Origin of the sequence: Geodermatophilus pulveris (assembly GCF_900188375.1) — a bacterium.
GTDB classification, from domain to species: domain Bacteria; phylum Actinomycetota; class Actinomycetes; order Mycobacteriales; family Geodermatophilaceae; genus Geodermatophilus; species Geodermatophilus pulveris.
On sequence record NZ_FZOO01000002.1, the window covers coordinates 522,536 to 538,251 of the forward strand.

The following is a 15,716-nucleotide window of genomic DNA, read 5'->3' on the forward strand; positions in this document are numbered from 1 at the left end:
CGGACGGAGCACCCGGCCCCCCGTCAGGCCGGCGGGAGGGTGGCGCGGCCGGCCCCGGCGATGTCGAACAGGTCGCCGTACTCCTCGACCCGGGCCAGCACGTCGTCGGTCCGGAACCGCAGCGACCCGGGGTCGGCACCGTCGAGCACCGCCTCCACCTCGTCCCAGCCGATCGGCGTGGACACCGGCGCGTCGGGCCGGGCGCGCAGCGAGTACGGGGCGATGGTCGTCTTGGCCGGGTTGTTCTGGCTCCAGTCGACGAGCACCTTGCCCGGCCGCAGCACCTTCTCCATCCGCCACACGACCCGGTCCGGCGTCTCGGCGGACAGCTGCTGGGCCAGCGCCCGGGCGTAGCGGCTGGGGTGCTCGCGGTCGGTCACCCGGATCGGCGCGTACACCTGCACCCCCTTGGACCCGGAGGTCTTCACCACCGGGTCCAGCCCGTCGGCCACCAACTCCTCGCGCAGCCGCTCGGCGACCTCGCAGCACTCCAGGATGCCGGCGTCCGGCCCGGGGTCCAGGTCGAGCACCAGCAGGTCGGGCAGGGCCGGCTGCAGCCGGCTGCCCACCCGCCACTGCGGCACGTGCAGCTCCAGCGCGGCGAGGTTGGCCGCCCAGGCCAGGTCGGCGATGGTCTCCAGGACCACCATGTCCAGGGTCTCCCGGCCCCGCGAGCTGCCCGGGCTGGGCAGCCGCACCCGCCGCACCCAGTCGGGGGCGTGCCGGGCGCTGTTCTTCTCGAAGAACGCCTGCCCCTCGACGCCGTCGGGCCAGCGGGTGAAGGTCACCGGCCGGCCGGACAGGTGCGGCAGCAGCACCGGCGCGATGCGCACGTAGTAGTCGATGACCTGCGCCTTGGTGAACGACACCTCCGGGAACAGCACCTTCTCCAGGTTCGAGACGTGCAGCTGCCGCCCCTCGACGCGCACCAGCTGGCGACTCACCCGCACCCCCTACCCGGCTCACCACTCCTCGACCACGTCCTCCGGGGTGAGGTCGTCGCGCAGCCCGCGCCAGGAGGGGTGGCGCATCCGCCCGTCGGCGGTCCACCCGGCGAACGCCACCTCCCCCACCAGCTCCGGCTCCGCCCAGTGCGCGTCGCGGGTCACCCCCCGCGGCAGCGCGTCGGTGAACGGCGGCGTCCGGCGTCCGGTGAGCAGCGGCCGGAGCTCGTGCAGGGCCGCCGCGGTGAAGCCGGTGCCCACGTGCCCGGCGTAGACCAGCCGGCCGGCGTCGTCGTGCACGCCGACCAGCAGCGACCCCACGCCCCCGGCGCGCCGGCCCTGCCCGGGCCGCCAGCCGCCGACGACGACCGCCTGCGTGCGGACGTTCTTCACCTTGCGCCAGTCCGGGCCGCGCACCCCCGGGCGGTAGGGCGAGTCCAGCCGCTTGGCGACGACGCCCTCCAGCCCGTTGTCCCGGCTGGCGGCCAGCACCGCGGCTCCCCCGCCGCGGAACCACGGCGTGGGCACCCACCGACCGCCCGCGACGCCGAGGGCCTCCAGCCGCTCCCGGCGCTGCGCGTACGGCCGGGCGAGCAGGTCCTGGCCGTCCCAGGCCAGCAGGTCGAACACCAGGTAGGTCACCGGGGCGGCCGCGGCCATCCGCGCCACCTCGGGGCCGGTGCGGTGCATGCGCCCCTGCAGCGCGCGGAAGTCCGGCCGGCCGCGGGCGTCGAGGGCGACCACCTCCCCGTCGACGACGGCCTCGTGCCCGGCCAGGGCCGGGGGCAGCTGCACCAGTTCGGGATAACGGTCGGTGACGTCGGTGCCGCTGCGCGCCCGGAGCGTGAGGCCGCCGCCGGCCACCACCGCGACCGCGCGCACGCCGTCCCACTTGAACTCGTAGCCCCACTCGCCGTCCTGCGCGACCGGTGGCAGCCCGCCGGGGGTGGCCAGCATCGGGACGACGGGCGGCCCGGCGGGGACGGGCGCGTCGAGCTTGCGGATGTCCCAGCTGCCCTCGGCCAGCCGGGAGAGCGCGTAGCGGCCGCGCAGCCGCCGTCCGGCGAAGGAGACCCTGACGTGGTCGTCGGCCCACCTCTCGGTGGCGTAGCGCCCGGCGTCCCAGATGCGCACCTCGCCGCCGCCGTACCCGCCCGCGGCGATGGTCCCCTCGAAGCCGGCGTACTCCAGGGGGTGGTCCTCGGTCGGCACCGCCAGCCGGGCCGGCCCGCGCTCGGTCGGCGGCCCCTCGGGCACCGCCCAGCCGCGCAGGACGCCGTCCCGCTCCAGGTGCAGGTCCCAGTGCACCCGCTCCCCGCCCCGGCCGCGGGGAGTGCGGTGCTCCTGCACGACGAAGGTGTCGCCGCCGCCGGCCGGCAGCGGGCTGCCGGCCGGCGGGACCGGCTCGGCGGTGCGGCCGGGGTCCCGCTCGGCGCGGTGCTCGGCCAGCGGGTCGCCGTCCCGCCGCGCGCGTCCCCGGGCGGGCACCTCAGGCGGTGCGGCGGGCCCGCTTGGCCGGCGGCCGCTCGGTGGTCGCCTTCCGGGCCGCCCCGCGCGGGGCCGCCTCCCCCTCCGCCGCGGGGGCGGTGGCCTTCTTCGCCCTCGTCCGGCGGGCCGGGGCGCCGTCCTCCCCGGCCCGGTCGCGGGCCGGCGCGGCCTTCCTCGCCGCGGTCGCCTTCTTCGCCGGTGCCCGCCGGGCGGGCGCCTCCTCGGCCGGCGCCCCGCCGCGGGCGGCCTCCACGCTGCGCCGCAGCGCGCTCATCAGGTCGACGACGGCGGCCCCGGAGTCCACCGTCTCCGGCAGCGGCTGCACCTCGCCCCCACTCTGCTTGGCCTCCAGCAGCGCGGCCATCGCCTCGCGGTAGTCGTCGGTGAACTCCGACGGGTCGAACTCCCCGGTCATCGACCCGATCAGCGCCTCGGCCATCTGCAGCTCCTGCGGCCGGACGGCGACGTCCTCGTCCAGGAACGCGAAGTCGGGACGGCGGATCTCGTCGGGCCAGCGCATGGTGTGCAGCACCATCACGCCGTCCTTCACCCGCAGCGCCGCGAGCGACTCCCGGGAGCGGATGGAGATCTTGGTGATGGCCACCCGGCCCGCGTTCGCCAGCGCGTCGCGCAGCAGCACGTACGGGCGGGTCGCCGAGGCGTCCGGCTCCAGGTAGTAGGTCTTCTCGTACTGGATCGGGTCGATCTCGTCCTGGTCGACGAACTGCAGCACCTCGATCTCCCGCCGGCTGGCCAGCGGGAGGTCCTCGAAGTCCTCGTCGGTGAGCACCACGAGCTGGCCGTCGGGGAGCTCGTAGCCCTTGGCGATCTCGGAGTACTCGACCTCCTCGCCGTCGATCGAGCACACCCGCCGGTACCTGATGCGCCCCCCGTCGGTGGCGTGCACCTGGTTGAACCGGATGTCGTGGTCCTCGGTGGCCGTGTACAGCTTCACGCCGATGCTGACCAGGCCGAAGGAGACCGCCCCGCGCCAGATCGACCGCATGCCGTGCTCCTGTCCGAGTCTCGGGACCGCGACCGCGGGCGGGGAAGACGGGCGGCCAAGATCACCAGGATAGGCGCGCCGGGGGCGCGGTGGCGGGTCGGGCGGCGCCGCCCTCCCCCGACGGAGGGGTCAGCCGCCGGTGCCGCCGTCCCCGTCGTCCTCGGTGACCCCGCCCTGGATCGCGTCGTAGGCGAACTGCAGGACGTCGGACCCCGCGACCGCCGTCATCGTCAGGGCCGCCAGCCGGGTGGCGTTCGGCGCGGCGACGTAGCCGAAGACGAACGCCGTCCCCACCCACTGCGCCAGGCAGAACGGGCAGGTGACCAGCTCCCCGACGGCGTGCTTCCAGCCGCCGTGCTCGCGCACCTCCTCGGCCAGCTCCGCCTCCCCCGACGCGCCGCCGAACGTGGCGAACGGCGCGCGCAGCGGGCTGGTCACCGGGTCCTTGGCGATCCGGCGGGCCAGCCGGAAGGTGGCCACGGTCAGCAGGACGGCGTCGCCGAGCGGGATCCGCTCCGGCAGCGGCCGGCCCGACGCGCGCAGCGCCACGGCACCCGCGGACACCACGCCGCTGTAGACGCCCATCGCGCCGAGGAAGCCGCCCAGCGGGCGGTCCTCACCGCGCGTGTACGCCCGCTGCTGGGCCTGGGCCCACCGGCGGACGGGGGAACTCATCCGCTGTACCTCGTCTGCGACGGCCATGCCCGCGGCGCTACCCCGCCGCCCCCGGCGCCATGCGGCGGCGCCGGGCCCGCGGGCCGCGGCACGCATGGGGGCCGGGCGACCGGGTAGGCGCACACCCGGTCCGCGGCCGTCCCGGTCGCGTCCCGCGGGGGTCGCCCCCGCCGCACCGCGCACCGAGGAGGACCCGCCATGAGCCAGCCCACCGAGGGCCAGACCGCCCGCGACGTCTTCCCCGAGGACGAGGGCATCCCCGAGGTGTCCCAGGACGACTCCCCCACGATGGCCGGCGCGGAGGACCCGCAGTTCGCGCCCGTCCCCGGCGACGACCCGGACACCAGCACCAGCCTGGACTTCGGCACCACGGCGCTGGAGCAGTCCGAGGGCGAGTCCCTGACCGGGCGCCTGGACCGCGAGGTCCCCGACGACCAGCCCGACGTCCGCCCCGCCGAGGACCCCGCGCGCGGGGTCGGCCAGCTGGATCAGGACTACGACACGACCCCGGACACCGACTCCGGCACCCTCCGCACCGCCGACGACGTCGAGGCCAGCCTGGACCCGGGTACCGGTGGCCTCGGCCCGGAGGAGGCCGCGATCCACGCGGTCGACTGAGCCCCCGCCGGCCGGCGGCCGGCGGCCGTCCCCGACCGGGCGGGCTCCCGCCTGCACGACCCTGCGCACCGGGCCGGTCCGCGGTCACCCGGTGGGGGAGTCCGGGACCACGCGACAGTGGTGTCACTCCAGGCGGGTTGGCAGGTTCGAGTTGGCGTGTCTACGTTGTCTGTGCGGTTGAGCAGGCAGCCGCGGCCGAGCCGGGAGCGTCCGGTTCGGACACGTCCGCAGACGCGCGTGTCCGGGGGCCACGACGTCCGGGGGCCGCGCAGCGGTAGATTCACCGGGCGGTCGTGCCGCCCGGTACTGCCGCTGAGAGGAGCTCAGCCCGTGACCACATCCGACCTGCCTGCCGAGGGGCAGCCCGACGTGTCGACCGAGGGCACGGAGGCACCCTTCGACGACGTGATCACGCTGTCGACCTCCACCGGTGAGGACGGCGCGGTCACGGTGACGGTCGTCGGCGAAGTGGACACGTTCACCGCCCCGGTGCTCCGCTCCTCGCTCGACACCCAGCTGGAGCAGCAGCCCTCGGCCCTGGTCATCGACCTGTCGGGCGTGCAGTTCCTCGGGTCGGCCGGCCTGGCCGTCCTCGTGGAGACGCAGAAGTCCGCCCGCTCCCGCGACGTCGAGCTGCGCCTGGTCGCCACCACCCGCGCGGTCACCCGGCCGCTGGAGGTCACCGGCCTGATCGACCTGTTCACGATCGTGGACGGCAGCACCCGCTGACGGCTGCGGGCCTCGCCCGCACCCCGCACGACACGACGAGAGGCCCCGCTCCGGCGGGGCCTCTCGTCGTCACGCGGACAGCATCCGGCAGACCGCCTGCTCGAGGGTGCGCTGCACGTCGCGGTCGGCCTCGACCTGCTGCGCCTCCGTCAGCGCGTCGGCGATGGTCTCGCCGTGCTCGTAGCGGTCGACCACCCGCGGGTCGACGTAGCTGGCCTTGCACACCGCCGGGGTGTTGCCGAGCTGCTCGGAGACCTCCTTGTACGCGGCGGTGATGGTCCGCTTGCGCGCCGTCTTGGTCCGGGGCGCCTCCGAGCCGGCCAGCACCGCCGCCATGTGCACGGTGGCGTTCCACGTCCGGAAGTCCTTGGCGGTGATCTCCGCGCCGCTGACCTCCTTGAGGTAGGCGTTGACCTCCGTGCTGGTCACGTCGTGCCAGGCCCGCCCGTCGGATCCCTCGGCCCAGTAGCCGAGCAGCTCCTCGCCGGCGTCCGCGGGGCGCCGGAGCAGCTCCCGGACGACGGCGGCGGTCGGCTGGTCGGTCAGTTCCACCTCGCGGGCGATGCCGCCCTTGGCGGTGTAGGAGAAGAACACCTGCTCCCCGCGGACCCGCACGTGCTCCCGGCGCAGCGTGGCCAGCCCGAAGGTGCCGTTCTCCTCGGCGTACTCCTCGCTGCCCACCCGGAAGGCGCCGAGGTCCAGCAGCCGGACGGCGGTGGCCAGCACCCGCTCCCGGGTGAGCCCCGTGCCCCCGATGGCCCTGACGACCTCCTCGCGGACGTCGGGCAGCTGCTGGGCGATCCCGAGCACCCGCTCGTGTTTCGCGGCGTCCCGCTTGGCCCGCCAGGCCTCGTGGTAGCGGTACTGCCGGCGCCCGGCGGCGTCCACCCCGGTGGCCTGGATGTGCCCGTTGGGCCAGGGGCAGATCCAGACGTCCTTCCACGCCGGCGGGATGGCCAGCGAGCGCAGCCGGTCCAGCCGCTCGTCCCGGATCAGCGAGCCGTCGAGGTCGTAGTAGGCGAAGCCCCGCCCGGCGCGCCGGCGTCGGTAGCCGGGGCCGTGCACGTCGCTGCGGCGGAGTCTCACGCCCACGGGGATGGGCACCGGCGCCGTCCGGCAAACCCCGGCCGGCGCGGCACGCCGGTCAGCGCAGCTCGACCAGCCCGCCCAGCCCGCTGATCTCCAGCACGTGCCGGGTCACGCCGCCGGCGGGCGCGTGCACCACGAGGCGCCACCCCTCGTCCCCGGCGATGCGGGCCACGGCGAGGACGACGCGTACCGCCGCGCTGCTGAACAGGGTCACCGCGGAGAGGTCCAGCTCCACCCGGCCGGTGCCGCCGTGGCTGGCCTCCAGCAGCCGGATGCGCATCTGCTCGGCACCGGCGGTGTCCACCGCGCCGGCGGCCCGCACGACCGGGCGCTCGCCGCTGCGGTCGACGACGACGTCGGCCGAGCTGGCGCTGCCGCGGCGCTGCTCGTCGTCCTCCGGGCGGCGGCGCAACCGCATGCTCAGCGTGACGGTCGTGCCCCGCTCGCCCTGCAGCACCACCCCGTCGACCAGCTGGCGCATGATCAGCAGCCCGCGGCCGCGGTCGCCGGGGTCGCGGTCCGGGGGCCGCCACCGGCCCTGGTCGCGCACCGTGACCGTCAGCTGGCCGTCCACGTCGACCGCGGCGGCCACCTGCATCCGGCCGGGCTCGGTGCCCCGGTAGGCGTGCTCGGCGGAGTTGGCGGCCGCCTCGCCCACCGCCACCATGACCCCGACCCGGTCCTGCTCGCCCATGCCCAGCCCGGCCAGCCAGGCGCCCAGGTGGCGGCGCACCGTCGGCAGCGCGGCCGGGACGGCGGGCAGGTCCAGGTCCAGCGGCTGGGTCACCTCGGCCCGGCGATGCGCGACGAGGACGGCGATGTCGTCGGGCCGCTCCTCGGCGTCCACGAGCCCCCCGAGGATCGCGGCGGCCAGCTCCCCCGGCGCGTCGCCGTCCAGCGCACCCGGGGCGGCCAGCGCGGCGCGGGACACCGCGGCCAGCAGCTCCAGCCCCTCCGACGACAGGGACCCGGAGGTGGCGACGGCGCCGTCGGAGAACAGCACCAGGGTGGCGCCCTGCGGCAGCTGTGCGTCGGCCACGACGGTGGGCGCGCCGGGCAGGCTGCCCAGCGGCGGGCGGGGGGTGAGCGGCAGGAAGTCCGCGCCGCCGTCCGCGCGGACCACCAGCGGGGCGGGGTGGCCGGCCGCGGCGTAGGTCAGCCGGCCGGTCGAGGCCTCCAGCACCCCGTAGAAGACCGAGGCGCCCTCGACGTCCTCCATCTGACCGGCGAACGCGTCCAGCGCCGACACGACCGCCGCCGGCGAGGGGTCGCGCAACGCCACCGAGCGCATGGCGCCGCGCAGCCGGCTCATCGCCCCGGCGGCGGGCACCCCGTGCCCGACGGCGTCCCCGACGACCAGCGCCAGCCGGCCGCGGCCCAGCGGCACGGCGTCGTACCAGTCGCCGCCGGCGGCCTGCACGGCGCTGGCGCGGTGGTAGCTGCCGGACAGCCGCACGTCGGGCAGCAGCGGCAGCGCCGGGGGCAGCAGCGACAGCTGCACCTGGTCGACGACGTCCCCCTCGCCGGCCGGCGCACCGGGCTCGCCCGTGGCGGCCTGCACGACCAGCAGGACGCCGGACCGCCCCTGCACCTGCAGCGGCTGCAGCACGACGGTCGCCGCCCGGCCGTCGGGTCCCGGCGCGCCGTGCAGCGTCTCGGCCACCCCGCTGCGGGCCACCACGCCGGCCAGCTCGGCGATCCGGGTGCCGGCGAGTGCGGCGACGTCCCCGAGGGCCGCCCCGGCGGCGCGGGCGCGGGCGTTGGCCCACACCGGCTCCAGGTCGGGACCGGCCAGGCACCAGATGGCGGCGGGGGCGGCCTCCATCGCGGCGACGAGCGCGGCGTCGTCGGCCAGTGCCGGTCCGGACCCCGTGCTCTGCTGATCCGCGTTCATCCCGGGCCAGCGAACCGCAGGCCCCCGTGGCCTGCAACCGGGGTGATCAGCCGTGTGACCTGGAGTTTGGCCGACCCGTCAACCGGGGTAACGGGTCCTGTCGGGCGAGCACCCGACGGTGCCGCGGAGAGCGCCGCGACCGGTCGGGCAGGATGGATGCCGACCGCGCGGACCGGGTCCGCCAGGACCACCGGCGCACGATCACCAGGCGAGGACGAGGAGCGGACGACGGATGGTGGACTCGAGGGGTGCCCTCGCGCAGGACGGGCGGCGCGCCGAACGACTGGAACTGCGGGTGCCCACCACCCCCACCCAGCTGCCCGCCGTGCGCGCCATGGCCGGTGACCTGGCGATGCGGATGGACTACGACCTGGACGCGGTCGAGGACCTCCGGCTGGCCGTCGACGAGGCCTGCGCGACGCTGTCCGCGATCGTCGACGACGACCGCCGGCTGACCGTCGTGTTCGAGACCACCCGCGCCGGCCTGCACATCGACGCCTGGGTGTCCACCGCGGAGGGCACCGACGTGCCCCGCGACGGCTTCGGCTGGGCGGTGCTGCACACCCTCGTCGACAAGGTCGAGGCCGGCCCCGCGACGCAGGCCACCGTCCCGGCCGGCGACGGCGGCACCTCGGCCGTCGCGGTCATCTCCATGGACAAGTACCTCTCGGGCCAGCACCCGGACCAGCTGCTCGGGGACGCGGGCCAGAACGTCTCGGTCGCGCGGTGACCGGGGCGGCAGCCCCCGAACCCCAGACCGTCGAGGAGGACACCCTGCGCGACGACCAGTCCCCGGCCGGCCGCCGCGGCGGAGAGGGCGAGGTCGCGTCCGAGGAAGCGCCCGTCGTGGTCCCCGACCCGCGCAGCGAGGCCGTCCCCGTGCCGGACGCCGCGACGCCGACCGCCGCCGACGACACGGCCGACGACGACCCGGCCGACGGCGGGACCCCCGGCGCCGCGCCCATCTCGGAGAACCGGCGGCGGGCCGAGCGCACCGCCCCGCTGTTCGCCGAGCTGGCCGGCCTGGAGAAGGACGACCCCCGCCGCGAGCGGCTGCGGGAGGTCCTCGTCGAGGAGCACCTGCCGCTGGTGCGGCACTTCGCCCGGCGGTTCAGCAACCGCGGCGAGCCCTTCGACGACCTGCTGCAGGTCGGCACGCTGGGTCTCATCGCGGCCATCGACCGGTTCGACCCGAGCCGCGGCGTGGAGTTCCTCTCCTTCGCCGTCCCCACGATCACCGGCGAGATCAAGCGGCACTTCCGCGACCAGGGCTGGTCGGTCCGCGTCCCGCGGCGGCTGCAGGAGCTGCACCTGTCGCTCAACGCGGCCGTCGGCGAGCTGGCGCAGAAGAACGGCCGCGCGCCGACGCCGTCGGAGCTGGCCGAGCACCTGGGCATCCCGCGCGCCGACGTGCTGGAGGGCCTGGCCGTCGCCAACGCCTACCGCAGCAGCTCCCTGGACGAGCGGCTGTCCGGCGAGGACGACTCCCCCACCCTCGCCGCCACCCTCGGCGAGGAGGACGCCGCGCTGGAGGGCGTGGAGTACCGGGAGTCCCTGCAGCCGCTGCTGGCCACCATCCCGGCCCGCGAGCGGCGCATCCTCATCCTGCGCTTCTTCGGCAACATGACCCAGTCGCAGATCGCCGCCGACATCGGCATCTCGCAGATGCACGTGTCCCGGCTGCTCAGCCAGACGCTGGCCAAGCTCCGCGAGGGCCTGCTCAAGGACTGAGCGCAGACCCCCGCCCGTGGCCGCCTGCCGTCCCCGCACCGGGACGGCAGGCGGCGGCGTCAGGGGCGCGGCGCCTCGGCGTGGTCCGGCCTCGTCATCGGCTGGGCGACCTCGTGCTCGGCGGTGCGGGCCAGGGCCGTGGTGTCCGGGACCTCCGGCGTCGGGACGGCCGGCGCGGTGTCGGCGATGCTCGACAGCTCGATCCGCGCCTCGGGCTGGTCGGCGGCCCGGGGCAGCGCCGACTCGAACCAGCCGGAGGTGTCGATCTCCGCCGTCGGCCGGGCCGCGCCGTCGCGCGACGGGTCGACGTCCATCCAGGACCGCCCGTCGCCGTCCGCGCCGCCCAGCTTGGCCAGCCCGTCCAGCGCCTTGCTGAACTCGCTCGGCACGATCCACATCTTGTTCGCGTCACCCTGGGCGATCTGCGGCAGCGTCTGCAGGTACTGGTAGGCCAGCAGGCCCTGGTCGGGCCTGCCGTCGTGGATGGCCTGGAACACCGTCTCGATCGACTTGGCCTGGCCCTGCGCCTGCAGGAACAGCGCCGCCCGCTCGCCCTCGGCGCGCAGGATGCGGCTCTGCCGCTCGGCCTCCGCCTCCAGGATCGCCGCCTGCTTGCGGCCCTCCGCGGACAGGATCGCCGAGGCCTTCTGCCCCTCGGCCGTGGTGATCGCCGACTGCCGGGCGCCCTCGGCCTGCAGGATGATCGCCCGCTTGTCGCGGTCGGCGCGCATCTGCTTCTCCATGGAGTCGCGGATGGACGGCGGCGGGTCGATCGCCTTGATCTCCACGCGGGCCACCCGCAGGCCCCACGGCCCGGTGGTGCCGTCGAGGACCTCGCGCAGCTGGCTGTTGATGCCGTCGCGGCCGGTCAGCGCGCCCTCGAGGTTCAGCCCGCCGACCACGTTGCGCAGCGTCGTGGTGGTCAGCTGCTCCATCCCGGTGATGTAGTTGGCGATGCCGTAGACGGCCAGCCGCGGGTCGGTCACCTGGAAGTAGACGACCGTGTCGATGCCGACCTGCAGGTTGTCCGAGGTGATCACCGGCTGCGGCGGGAAGGAGATGACCTGCTCGCGCAGGTCGATCGTGGCCCGGACGCGGTCGACGAACGGCACCAGCAGCGACAGGCCGGGCGACAGCGTGCGGCTGTAGCGGCCCAGCCGCTCGACGACCTTGGCCTGGGCCTGCGGCACGATCGTCACGCTCTTGGCGAGGACGACGACGGCCAGCAGGGCGACGACGATGAGGGCGATCAGTGCGGGCGTCACGGGAACGCTCCTTCCTGGGTGGTCCGCCCTCGATCCTGCCCTCGCCGGGTCACGATCCGGCCACGGCGCCGCGCGGGATCACCCGCGTGGTGGGTCACTCCAGCTCGAGGGCGTCCCCGACGACCGCGGTGGCGCCGTCCACCTGCATGATCCGCACGGTCGCCCCCACCGGGAACCGCTCCCCGCCGTACTGGCTGCGCGCGGTCCACTCGTCGGCGCCCAGGCGGATCCGCCCGCCGTGCCCGTCCACGGCCTGGGTGACCCGTGCGGTGCGGCCGACCAGCGCGGCGACGCCGTCCAGCTGCTCCGGGGTCCGCTGGGTCAGGTGGCGGGTGGCCAGCGGGCGGACCACCAGCACGAGCAGGGCGGCCACGACGACGAAAGCGGCCAGCTGCAGCGCCACCGGGCCCCCGAGCAGGGCGACACCGACGCCGCCGAGCGCCCCGCCGGCGAGCATCAGCAGGACCAGGTTGCCGGTGGCCAGCTCTCCGGCGGCGAGCAGGCCCGAGGCGATGAGCCACAGCACCCAGTCGTCCACGTGTCCACTCTCCCAGACCGCGACCGTGCCGGGGCCGACCTCGGGAGCGTCCTCACCGGTCCGGGGGGTCCGGCATAACCTCGCCGGGTGCACGACTTCCCCGCGGGCCGCTTCGCGGTCTGGTCGACCGCCTGGCTCACCGGTCGCGTCCCCTACGACGACGCGCTCGACGCCCTCGTCGGCGACGCCGCGCACCGCGTCGCCGGGCTGCCCGGCAGCGAGGGGACGGTGCCCCTCGGCTGGGCGCTGAGCGCGCTGCGCGGCAGCGGCGAGCGCCGGCTGCGGCTGGTGCTGCCGGTACCCGGCGACGTCCGCGGGCTGCCCCGGGTGCCCGGGCTGACCGAGGCGGCCCTGGAGGCCGGGCAGGCGGCCGTCGGCGAGCGGCTGGCGCTGGTGCCGGAGCCCCTCGGCCCGGAGGCGGTCGAGTGGACGGCGTTCGACCTCACCGGCGCGCCCCTGCTCCCCCCGCCGCCGGAGGGCTCGCTGCGCGCGGTGGCCGGCGCGCTGGACCTCGCCGTCGGCGACGCGGCCCGCACGCTGGCCGGCCTGGACCTGGCCCGGTGGCACCCCGAGGTGCCGGCGCTGCTCGCCGGGCTGTCCGCGGGGGTGCAGGTGCCGGGCCTGCCCCCGGACGCCGACCCGGTGGCGGTGTCCCTGCTGGCCCGGGCCCAGCGGCTGGCCCGGGTGCTCGACCTGGCGCTCACCGACGCCCCGGGCGGGGCGGTGACCCACCGGCAGGCCGCGGCCCGCGACGAGGCGCTGCGCCCGCTGGCCGACGCCGTCCGCGCGGCGGTGAGCGCCGCCCACAACGCCGTGCCCCGCCCGTAGCTCGCCGTTGCCGGGCGTTCCGCGCACTGCGGTGCTGCCGGACCGGCGGTGTACGAGTTGTCCCGGCACTCCGTCCCTCAGGCGGTGGGGCGGGGCCGCGGCGCGACGAAGCAGCAGTGTGCCGGGCAGTTGGTGCCCAGCCGCGGGGGGGTCCCGGTGCGGCGCTCCTCGAGCAGCTGGCGCACCATGCCCACGAACGCCGGGTGGGTGCCCGCGGTGCCCGCGCGGGCGAACGCCATGCCGAGCTCGCCGGCGGTCTCGCGCGCCTCGTTGTCCAGGTCCCAGACGACCTCGACGTGGTCGCTGACGAAGCCGATCGGGAACAGCACCACCGCCGGCACGCCGTCCGCCGCGAGGGCCTGCAGGTGGTCGTTGACGTCGGGCTCCAGCCACGGCACCGACGGCGGCCCGCTGCGCGACTGCCAGACCAGGTCGAACTCCCGGCCGGGCGCCACGGCGTCCACGACGAGCCGCGCCGAGCGGCGCAGCTCCTCCTGGTAGGCGCCCCCGGTCGGCCCGGCGACGGCGGCCATGGACTCGGGGATGCTGTGCGCGGTGGCCACCAGCCGGGCGCGGCCGCGCAGCTCCTCGGGCAGCTCGGCGAGCGCGGCGGCCAGCGCCTCGGCGTTGGCCTGCACGAAGCCGGGGTGGTCGCCGTAGTGCGGCAGCTTCTCCGCGGTCGGGCCGCCGCCGGGGGCCGCGCCGGTGAGCACCGAGCGGGCCCGGGCGACGTCCTCGTGGTACTGCCGGCAGCCCGACCACGAGGCGAAGCCCGACGTCGGGAAGACGTAGACGTGCTCGATGCCGTCGTCGGCCATCTGCGCCCAGACGTGCTCGACGTAGGGAGCCCAGTTGCGGTTGCCCCAGTAGACCGGCAGGTCGATGCCCGCGGCGGCGCACTCCTTCTCCACGGCCGCGACCAGCGCCCGGTTCTGCTCGTTGATCGGGCTGACCCCGCCGAAGTGCTGGTAGTGCTCGGCGACGTCGAGCAGCCGCTCGGGCGGGATGCCGCGGCCCCGGGTGACGTTCTCCAGGAACGGCATCACGTCGCCGGGGCCCTCCGGGCCGCCGAAGCCGAGCACCAGCAGGGCCTCGCGCCGCCCGGGCGGCGACGGGTCGGCGGACGGCGTCGTCCCGCCGTTGTTGCGGGCTGCCAGCGAGGGGTCCTCGTCGGGGCGCTGTCCGGCAGGGGTGATGTCGACGTCCGTGGCGAGGGGCACGCCCTCCCTTCTACCCCAGGACGCGGGCGGATGCGGCCGGGGCCGACAGGGTCACACGCCCACCGCCCTATACCCCGACGGCGTGGAAGCCCCCGTCGACGTGCACGATCTCGCCGGTGGTGGCGGGGAACCAGTCCGACAGCAGCGCGACGACGGCCTTGCCGGCGGGCTCGGTGTCGGTGACCGACCAGCCCAGCGGGGCGCGGCCCTCCCACGCCTCCTCGAACTGGGCGCTGCCGGGGATGGACTTCATGGCCATGCTGCGCAGCGGCCCGGCCGCGACGATGTTGGACCGCACGCCCTCGGGCCCGAGCTCGCGGGCCACGTACCGGCTGACCGACTCCAGCGCGGCCTTGGCCGCGCCCATCCAGCCGTAGACCGGCCAGGCGACGGAGGCGTCGAAGGTCAGCCCGACGACCGAGGAGGGGTTGGCCAGCAGCGGCCGGCAGGCCTGCGCGAGGGAGGCGTAGGACCAGGACGACACCTGGAACGCCGTCGCCGCGTGCTCCCAGGCGACCTCGGGGAAGCCCTCCCCCATCGCCTCCTGCGGCGCGAAGCCGATGGAGTGGACGACGCCGTCGAGGCTGTCGAAGCCCTGCTCGCGCAGCCGGTCGGCCAGCGAGGCCAGGTGCCCGGTGTCGGTGACGTCGAGCTCGACGACCGGCGCCTCGCGCGGCAGCCGCTTCGCGATCCGCTGGCACAGCGACAGGGCCCGGCCGAAGTTGGACAGGACGACGGTGGCGCCCTGCTCCTGGGCGATCCGCGCGGTGGCGTAGGCGATCGAGGCCTCGGTGAGGACGCCGGTGACCAGGATCTTCTTGCCCTCGAGAATGCCCATCAGTGCCCCATCCCCAGTCCGCCGTCCACCGGGACGACCGCCCCGGTGATGTAGCCGGCCGCGTCGCTGGCCAGGAAGCGCACCACGCCGGCGACCTCCTCCGCCGACGCGTAGCGCGCCAGCGGCACCTGGCCGAGGATCGCCTGCTGCCGCTCCTCGGGCAGCGCGGCGGTCATGTCGGTCTCGACGAAACCGGGCGCGACCACGTTGGCCGTGACGCCGCGGCTGCCGAGCTCGCGGGCGATCGAGCGGGCCAGGCCGACCAGCCCGGCCTTGGACGCCGCGTAGTTGGCCTGCCCCGCCGAGCCGAGCAGGCCGACCACCGAGGAGACGAAGACCATTCGGCCGCGCCGCGCGCGCACCATCCGGGCGGCGGCCCGCTTGGACACCCGGTAGGCGGCGGTGAGGTTGGCGTCGAGGACGTCGGTGAAGTCCTCCTCCCTCATCCGCATGAGCAGCCCGTCGCGGGTGATGCCGGCGTTGCTGACCAGCACCTCGACCGGCCCCTGGTGCTGCTCGACCTCGGTGAACGCGCGGTCGACGGCGGCGGCGTCGGTGACGTCGCACCGCACGCCGAACAGCCCCTCGGGGGTGCCGCTGCCACGGTGGGTCACCGCCACCGCGTCGCCCTGCTCGGCGAACGCGCGCGCCACGGCCAGCCCGATACCCCGGTTCCCGCCGGTCACGAGCACCGATCTGCCGCCGGACCCACTCACCGCGCCACTCCCCCTGTCGCTGCCGAGACGGACAGGGACCGAACCTAGTCGCTGGTCACCGGTCGGACCGGGCGCCCCCCGGCCCGTGCCCGCGGCCCCGTCGGTCCCCGGCGCGATGACACCGCGGTGACGGGGGG

The 15,716-nt window shown here is 76.1% G+C and carries 16 protein-coding genes; 5 read left to right on the plus strand and 11 right to left on the minus strand.

What is annotated here, in order from left to right; all coding sequences use genetic code 11:
- Window positions 1-23: 23 nt before the first annotated feature.
- The 4 genes from ligD (CHB98_RS05960) to CHB98_RS05975 all read right to left on the minus strand — a co-directional run bounded on the left by ligD (CHB98_RS05960) (window position 24) and on the right by CHB98_RS05975 (window position 4,113).
- Window positions 24-944, minus strand: a complete 921-nt coding sequence (ligD, locus tag CHB98_RS05960) for a non-homologous end-joining DNA ligase (protein WP_179224232.1) — start codon at window positions 942-944, stop codon at window positions 24-26.
- Window positions 945-962: 18 nt separating this feature from the next.
- On the minus strand, window positions 963-2,432 hold the full coding sequence (gene ligD / locus CHB98_RS05965) for a non-homologous end-joining DNA ligase (protein WP_245820944.1): 1,470 nt from the start codon (window positions 2,430-2,432) through the stop codon (window positions 963-965).
- Window position 2,433: 1 nt separating this feature from the next.
- Window positions 2,434-3,438, minus strand: coding sequence for a non-homologous end joining protein Ku (gene ku / locus CHB98_RS05970; protein ID WP_089304660.1), 1,005 nt, complete (start codon window positions 3,436-3,438; stop codon window positions 2,434-2,436).
- Between the two features lie 129 nt (window positions 3,439-3,567).
- Window positions 3,568-4,113 carry a DUF1360 domain-containing protein gene (locus CHB98_RS05975; RefSeq protein WP_245820945.1) on the minus strand — a complete coding sequence of 182 codons (546 nt, stop codon included), beginning with the start codon at window positions 4,111-4,113 and terminating at the stop codon, window positions 3,568-3,570.
- A gap of 198 nt (window positions 4,114-4,311) precedes the next feature.
- Here CHB98_RS05975 and CHB98_RS05980 point away from each other — a divergent pair, with 198 nt between their 5' ends.
- Entirely contained in the window at window positions 4,312-4,731 is a 420-nt protein-coding gene (locus CHB98_RS05980) for a hypothetical protein (protein ID WP_089304662.1), read from the plus strand.
- Between the two features lie 330 nt (window positions 4,732-5,061).
- On the plus strand, window positions 5,062-5,460 hold the full coding sequence (locus tag CHB98_RS05985; RefSeq protein ID WP_089304663.1) for an STAS domain-containing protein: 399 nt from the start codon (window positions 5,062-5,064) through the stop codon (window positions 5,458-5,460).
- Between the two features lie 69 nt (window positions 5,461-5,529).
- Here CHB98_RS05985 and CHB98_RS05990 read toward each other — a convergent pair whose 3' ends face one another.
- Window positions 5,530-6,546 (minus strand): DNA topoisomerase IB, encoded by a 1,017-nt coding sequence (locus CHB98_RS05990; RefSeq protein WP_245820946.1) that lies wholly within the window; start codon window positions 6,544-6,546, stop codon window positions 5,530-5,532.
- Window positions 6,547-6,604: 58 nt separating this feature from the next.
- Complete coding sequence (locus CHB98_RS05995) at window positions 6,605-8,443, minus strand: SpoIIE family protein phosphatase (protein WP_089304664.1); 1,839 nt, start codon at window positions 8,441-8,443, stop codon at window positions 6,605-6,607.
- A gap of 232 nt (window positions 8,444-8,675) precedes the next feature.
- Here CHB98_RS05995 and CHB98_RS06000 point away from each other — a divergent pair, with 232 nt between their 5' ends.
- Both CHB98_RS06000 and CHB98_RS06005 read left to right on the plus strand, forming a co-directional pair.
- Window positions 8,676-9,173, plus strand: a complete 498-nt coding sequence (locus CHB98_RS06000; RefSeq protein ID WP_089304665.1) for an ATP-binding protein — start codon at window positions 8,676-8,678, stop codon at window positions 9,171-9,173.
- Window positions 9,170-10,174: an RNA polymerase sigma factor SigF gene (locus tag CHB98_RS06005; protein ID WP_089304666.1), complete on the plus strand. Its 1,005-nt coding sequence runs from the start codon at window positions 9,170-9,172 to the stop codon at window positions 10,172-10,174. Before CHB98_RS06000 ends, CHB98_RS06005 begins: the two co-directional genes overlap by 4 nt.
- A gap of 59 nt (window positions 10,175-10,233) precedes the next feature.
- Here the strand turns inward: CHB98_RS06005 and CHB98_RS06010 are convergent, their stop codons facing one another.
- The gene (locus CHB98_RS06010) at window positions 10,234-11,439 is read right to left on the minus strand and encodes an SPFH domain-containing protein (RefSeq protein ID WP_089304667.1); all 1,206 of its coding nucleotides are present in this window, start codon (window positions 11,437-11,439) and stop codon (window positions 10,234-10,236) included.
- Between the two features lie 94 nt (window positions 11,440-11,533).
- Window positions 11,534-11,977 (minus strand): NfeD family protein, encoded by a 444-nt coding sequence (locus tag CHB98_RS06015; protein WP_089304668.1) that lies wholly within the window; start codon window positions 11,975-11,977, stop codon window positions 11,534-11,536.
- Window positions 11,978-12,064: 87 nt separating this feature from the next.
- On the opposite strand from CHB98_RS06015, the gene CHB98_RS06020 reads away from it, so the two are divergent.
- Window positions 12,065-12,805: a hypothetical protein gene (locus CHB98_RS06020; RefSeq protein ID WP_089304669.1), complete on the plus strand. Its 741-nt coding sequence runs from the start codon at window positions 12,065-12,067 to the stop codon at window positions 12,803-12,805.
- Window positions 12,806-12,882: 77 nt separating this feature from the next.
- On the opposite strand, the gene CHB98_RS06025 is transcribed toward CHB98_RS06020, so the two are convergent.
- The 3 genes from CHB98_RS06025 to fabG form a co-directional block, all read right to left on the minus strand.
- Entirely contained in the window at window positions 12,883-14,025 is a 1,143-nt protein-coding gene (locus tag CHB98_RS06025; protein ID WP_089304670.1) for a ferrochelatase, read from the minus strand.
- Between the two features lie 67 nt (window positions 14,026-14,092).
- Window positions 14,093-14,863 (minus strand): enoyl-ACP reductase FabI, encoded by a 771-nt coding sequence (gene fabI, locus CHB98_RS06030; RefSeq protein ID WP_089304671.1) that lies wholly within the window; start codon window positions 14,861-14,863, stop codon window positions 14,093-14,095.
- Window positions 14,863-15,579, minus strand: a complete 717-nt coding sequence (gene fabG, locus CHB98_RS06035) for a 3-oxoacyl-ACP reductase FabG (RefSeq protein ID WP_089304672.1) — start codon at window positions 15,577-15,579, stop codon at window positions 14,863-14,865. Before fabG ends, fabI begins: the two co-directional genes overlap by 1 nt.
- Window positions 15,580-15,716: the final 137 nt, after the last annotated feature.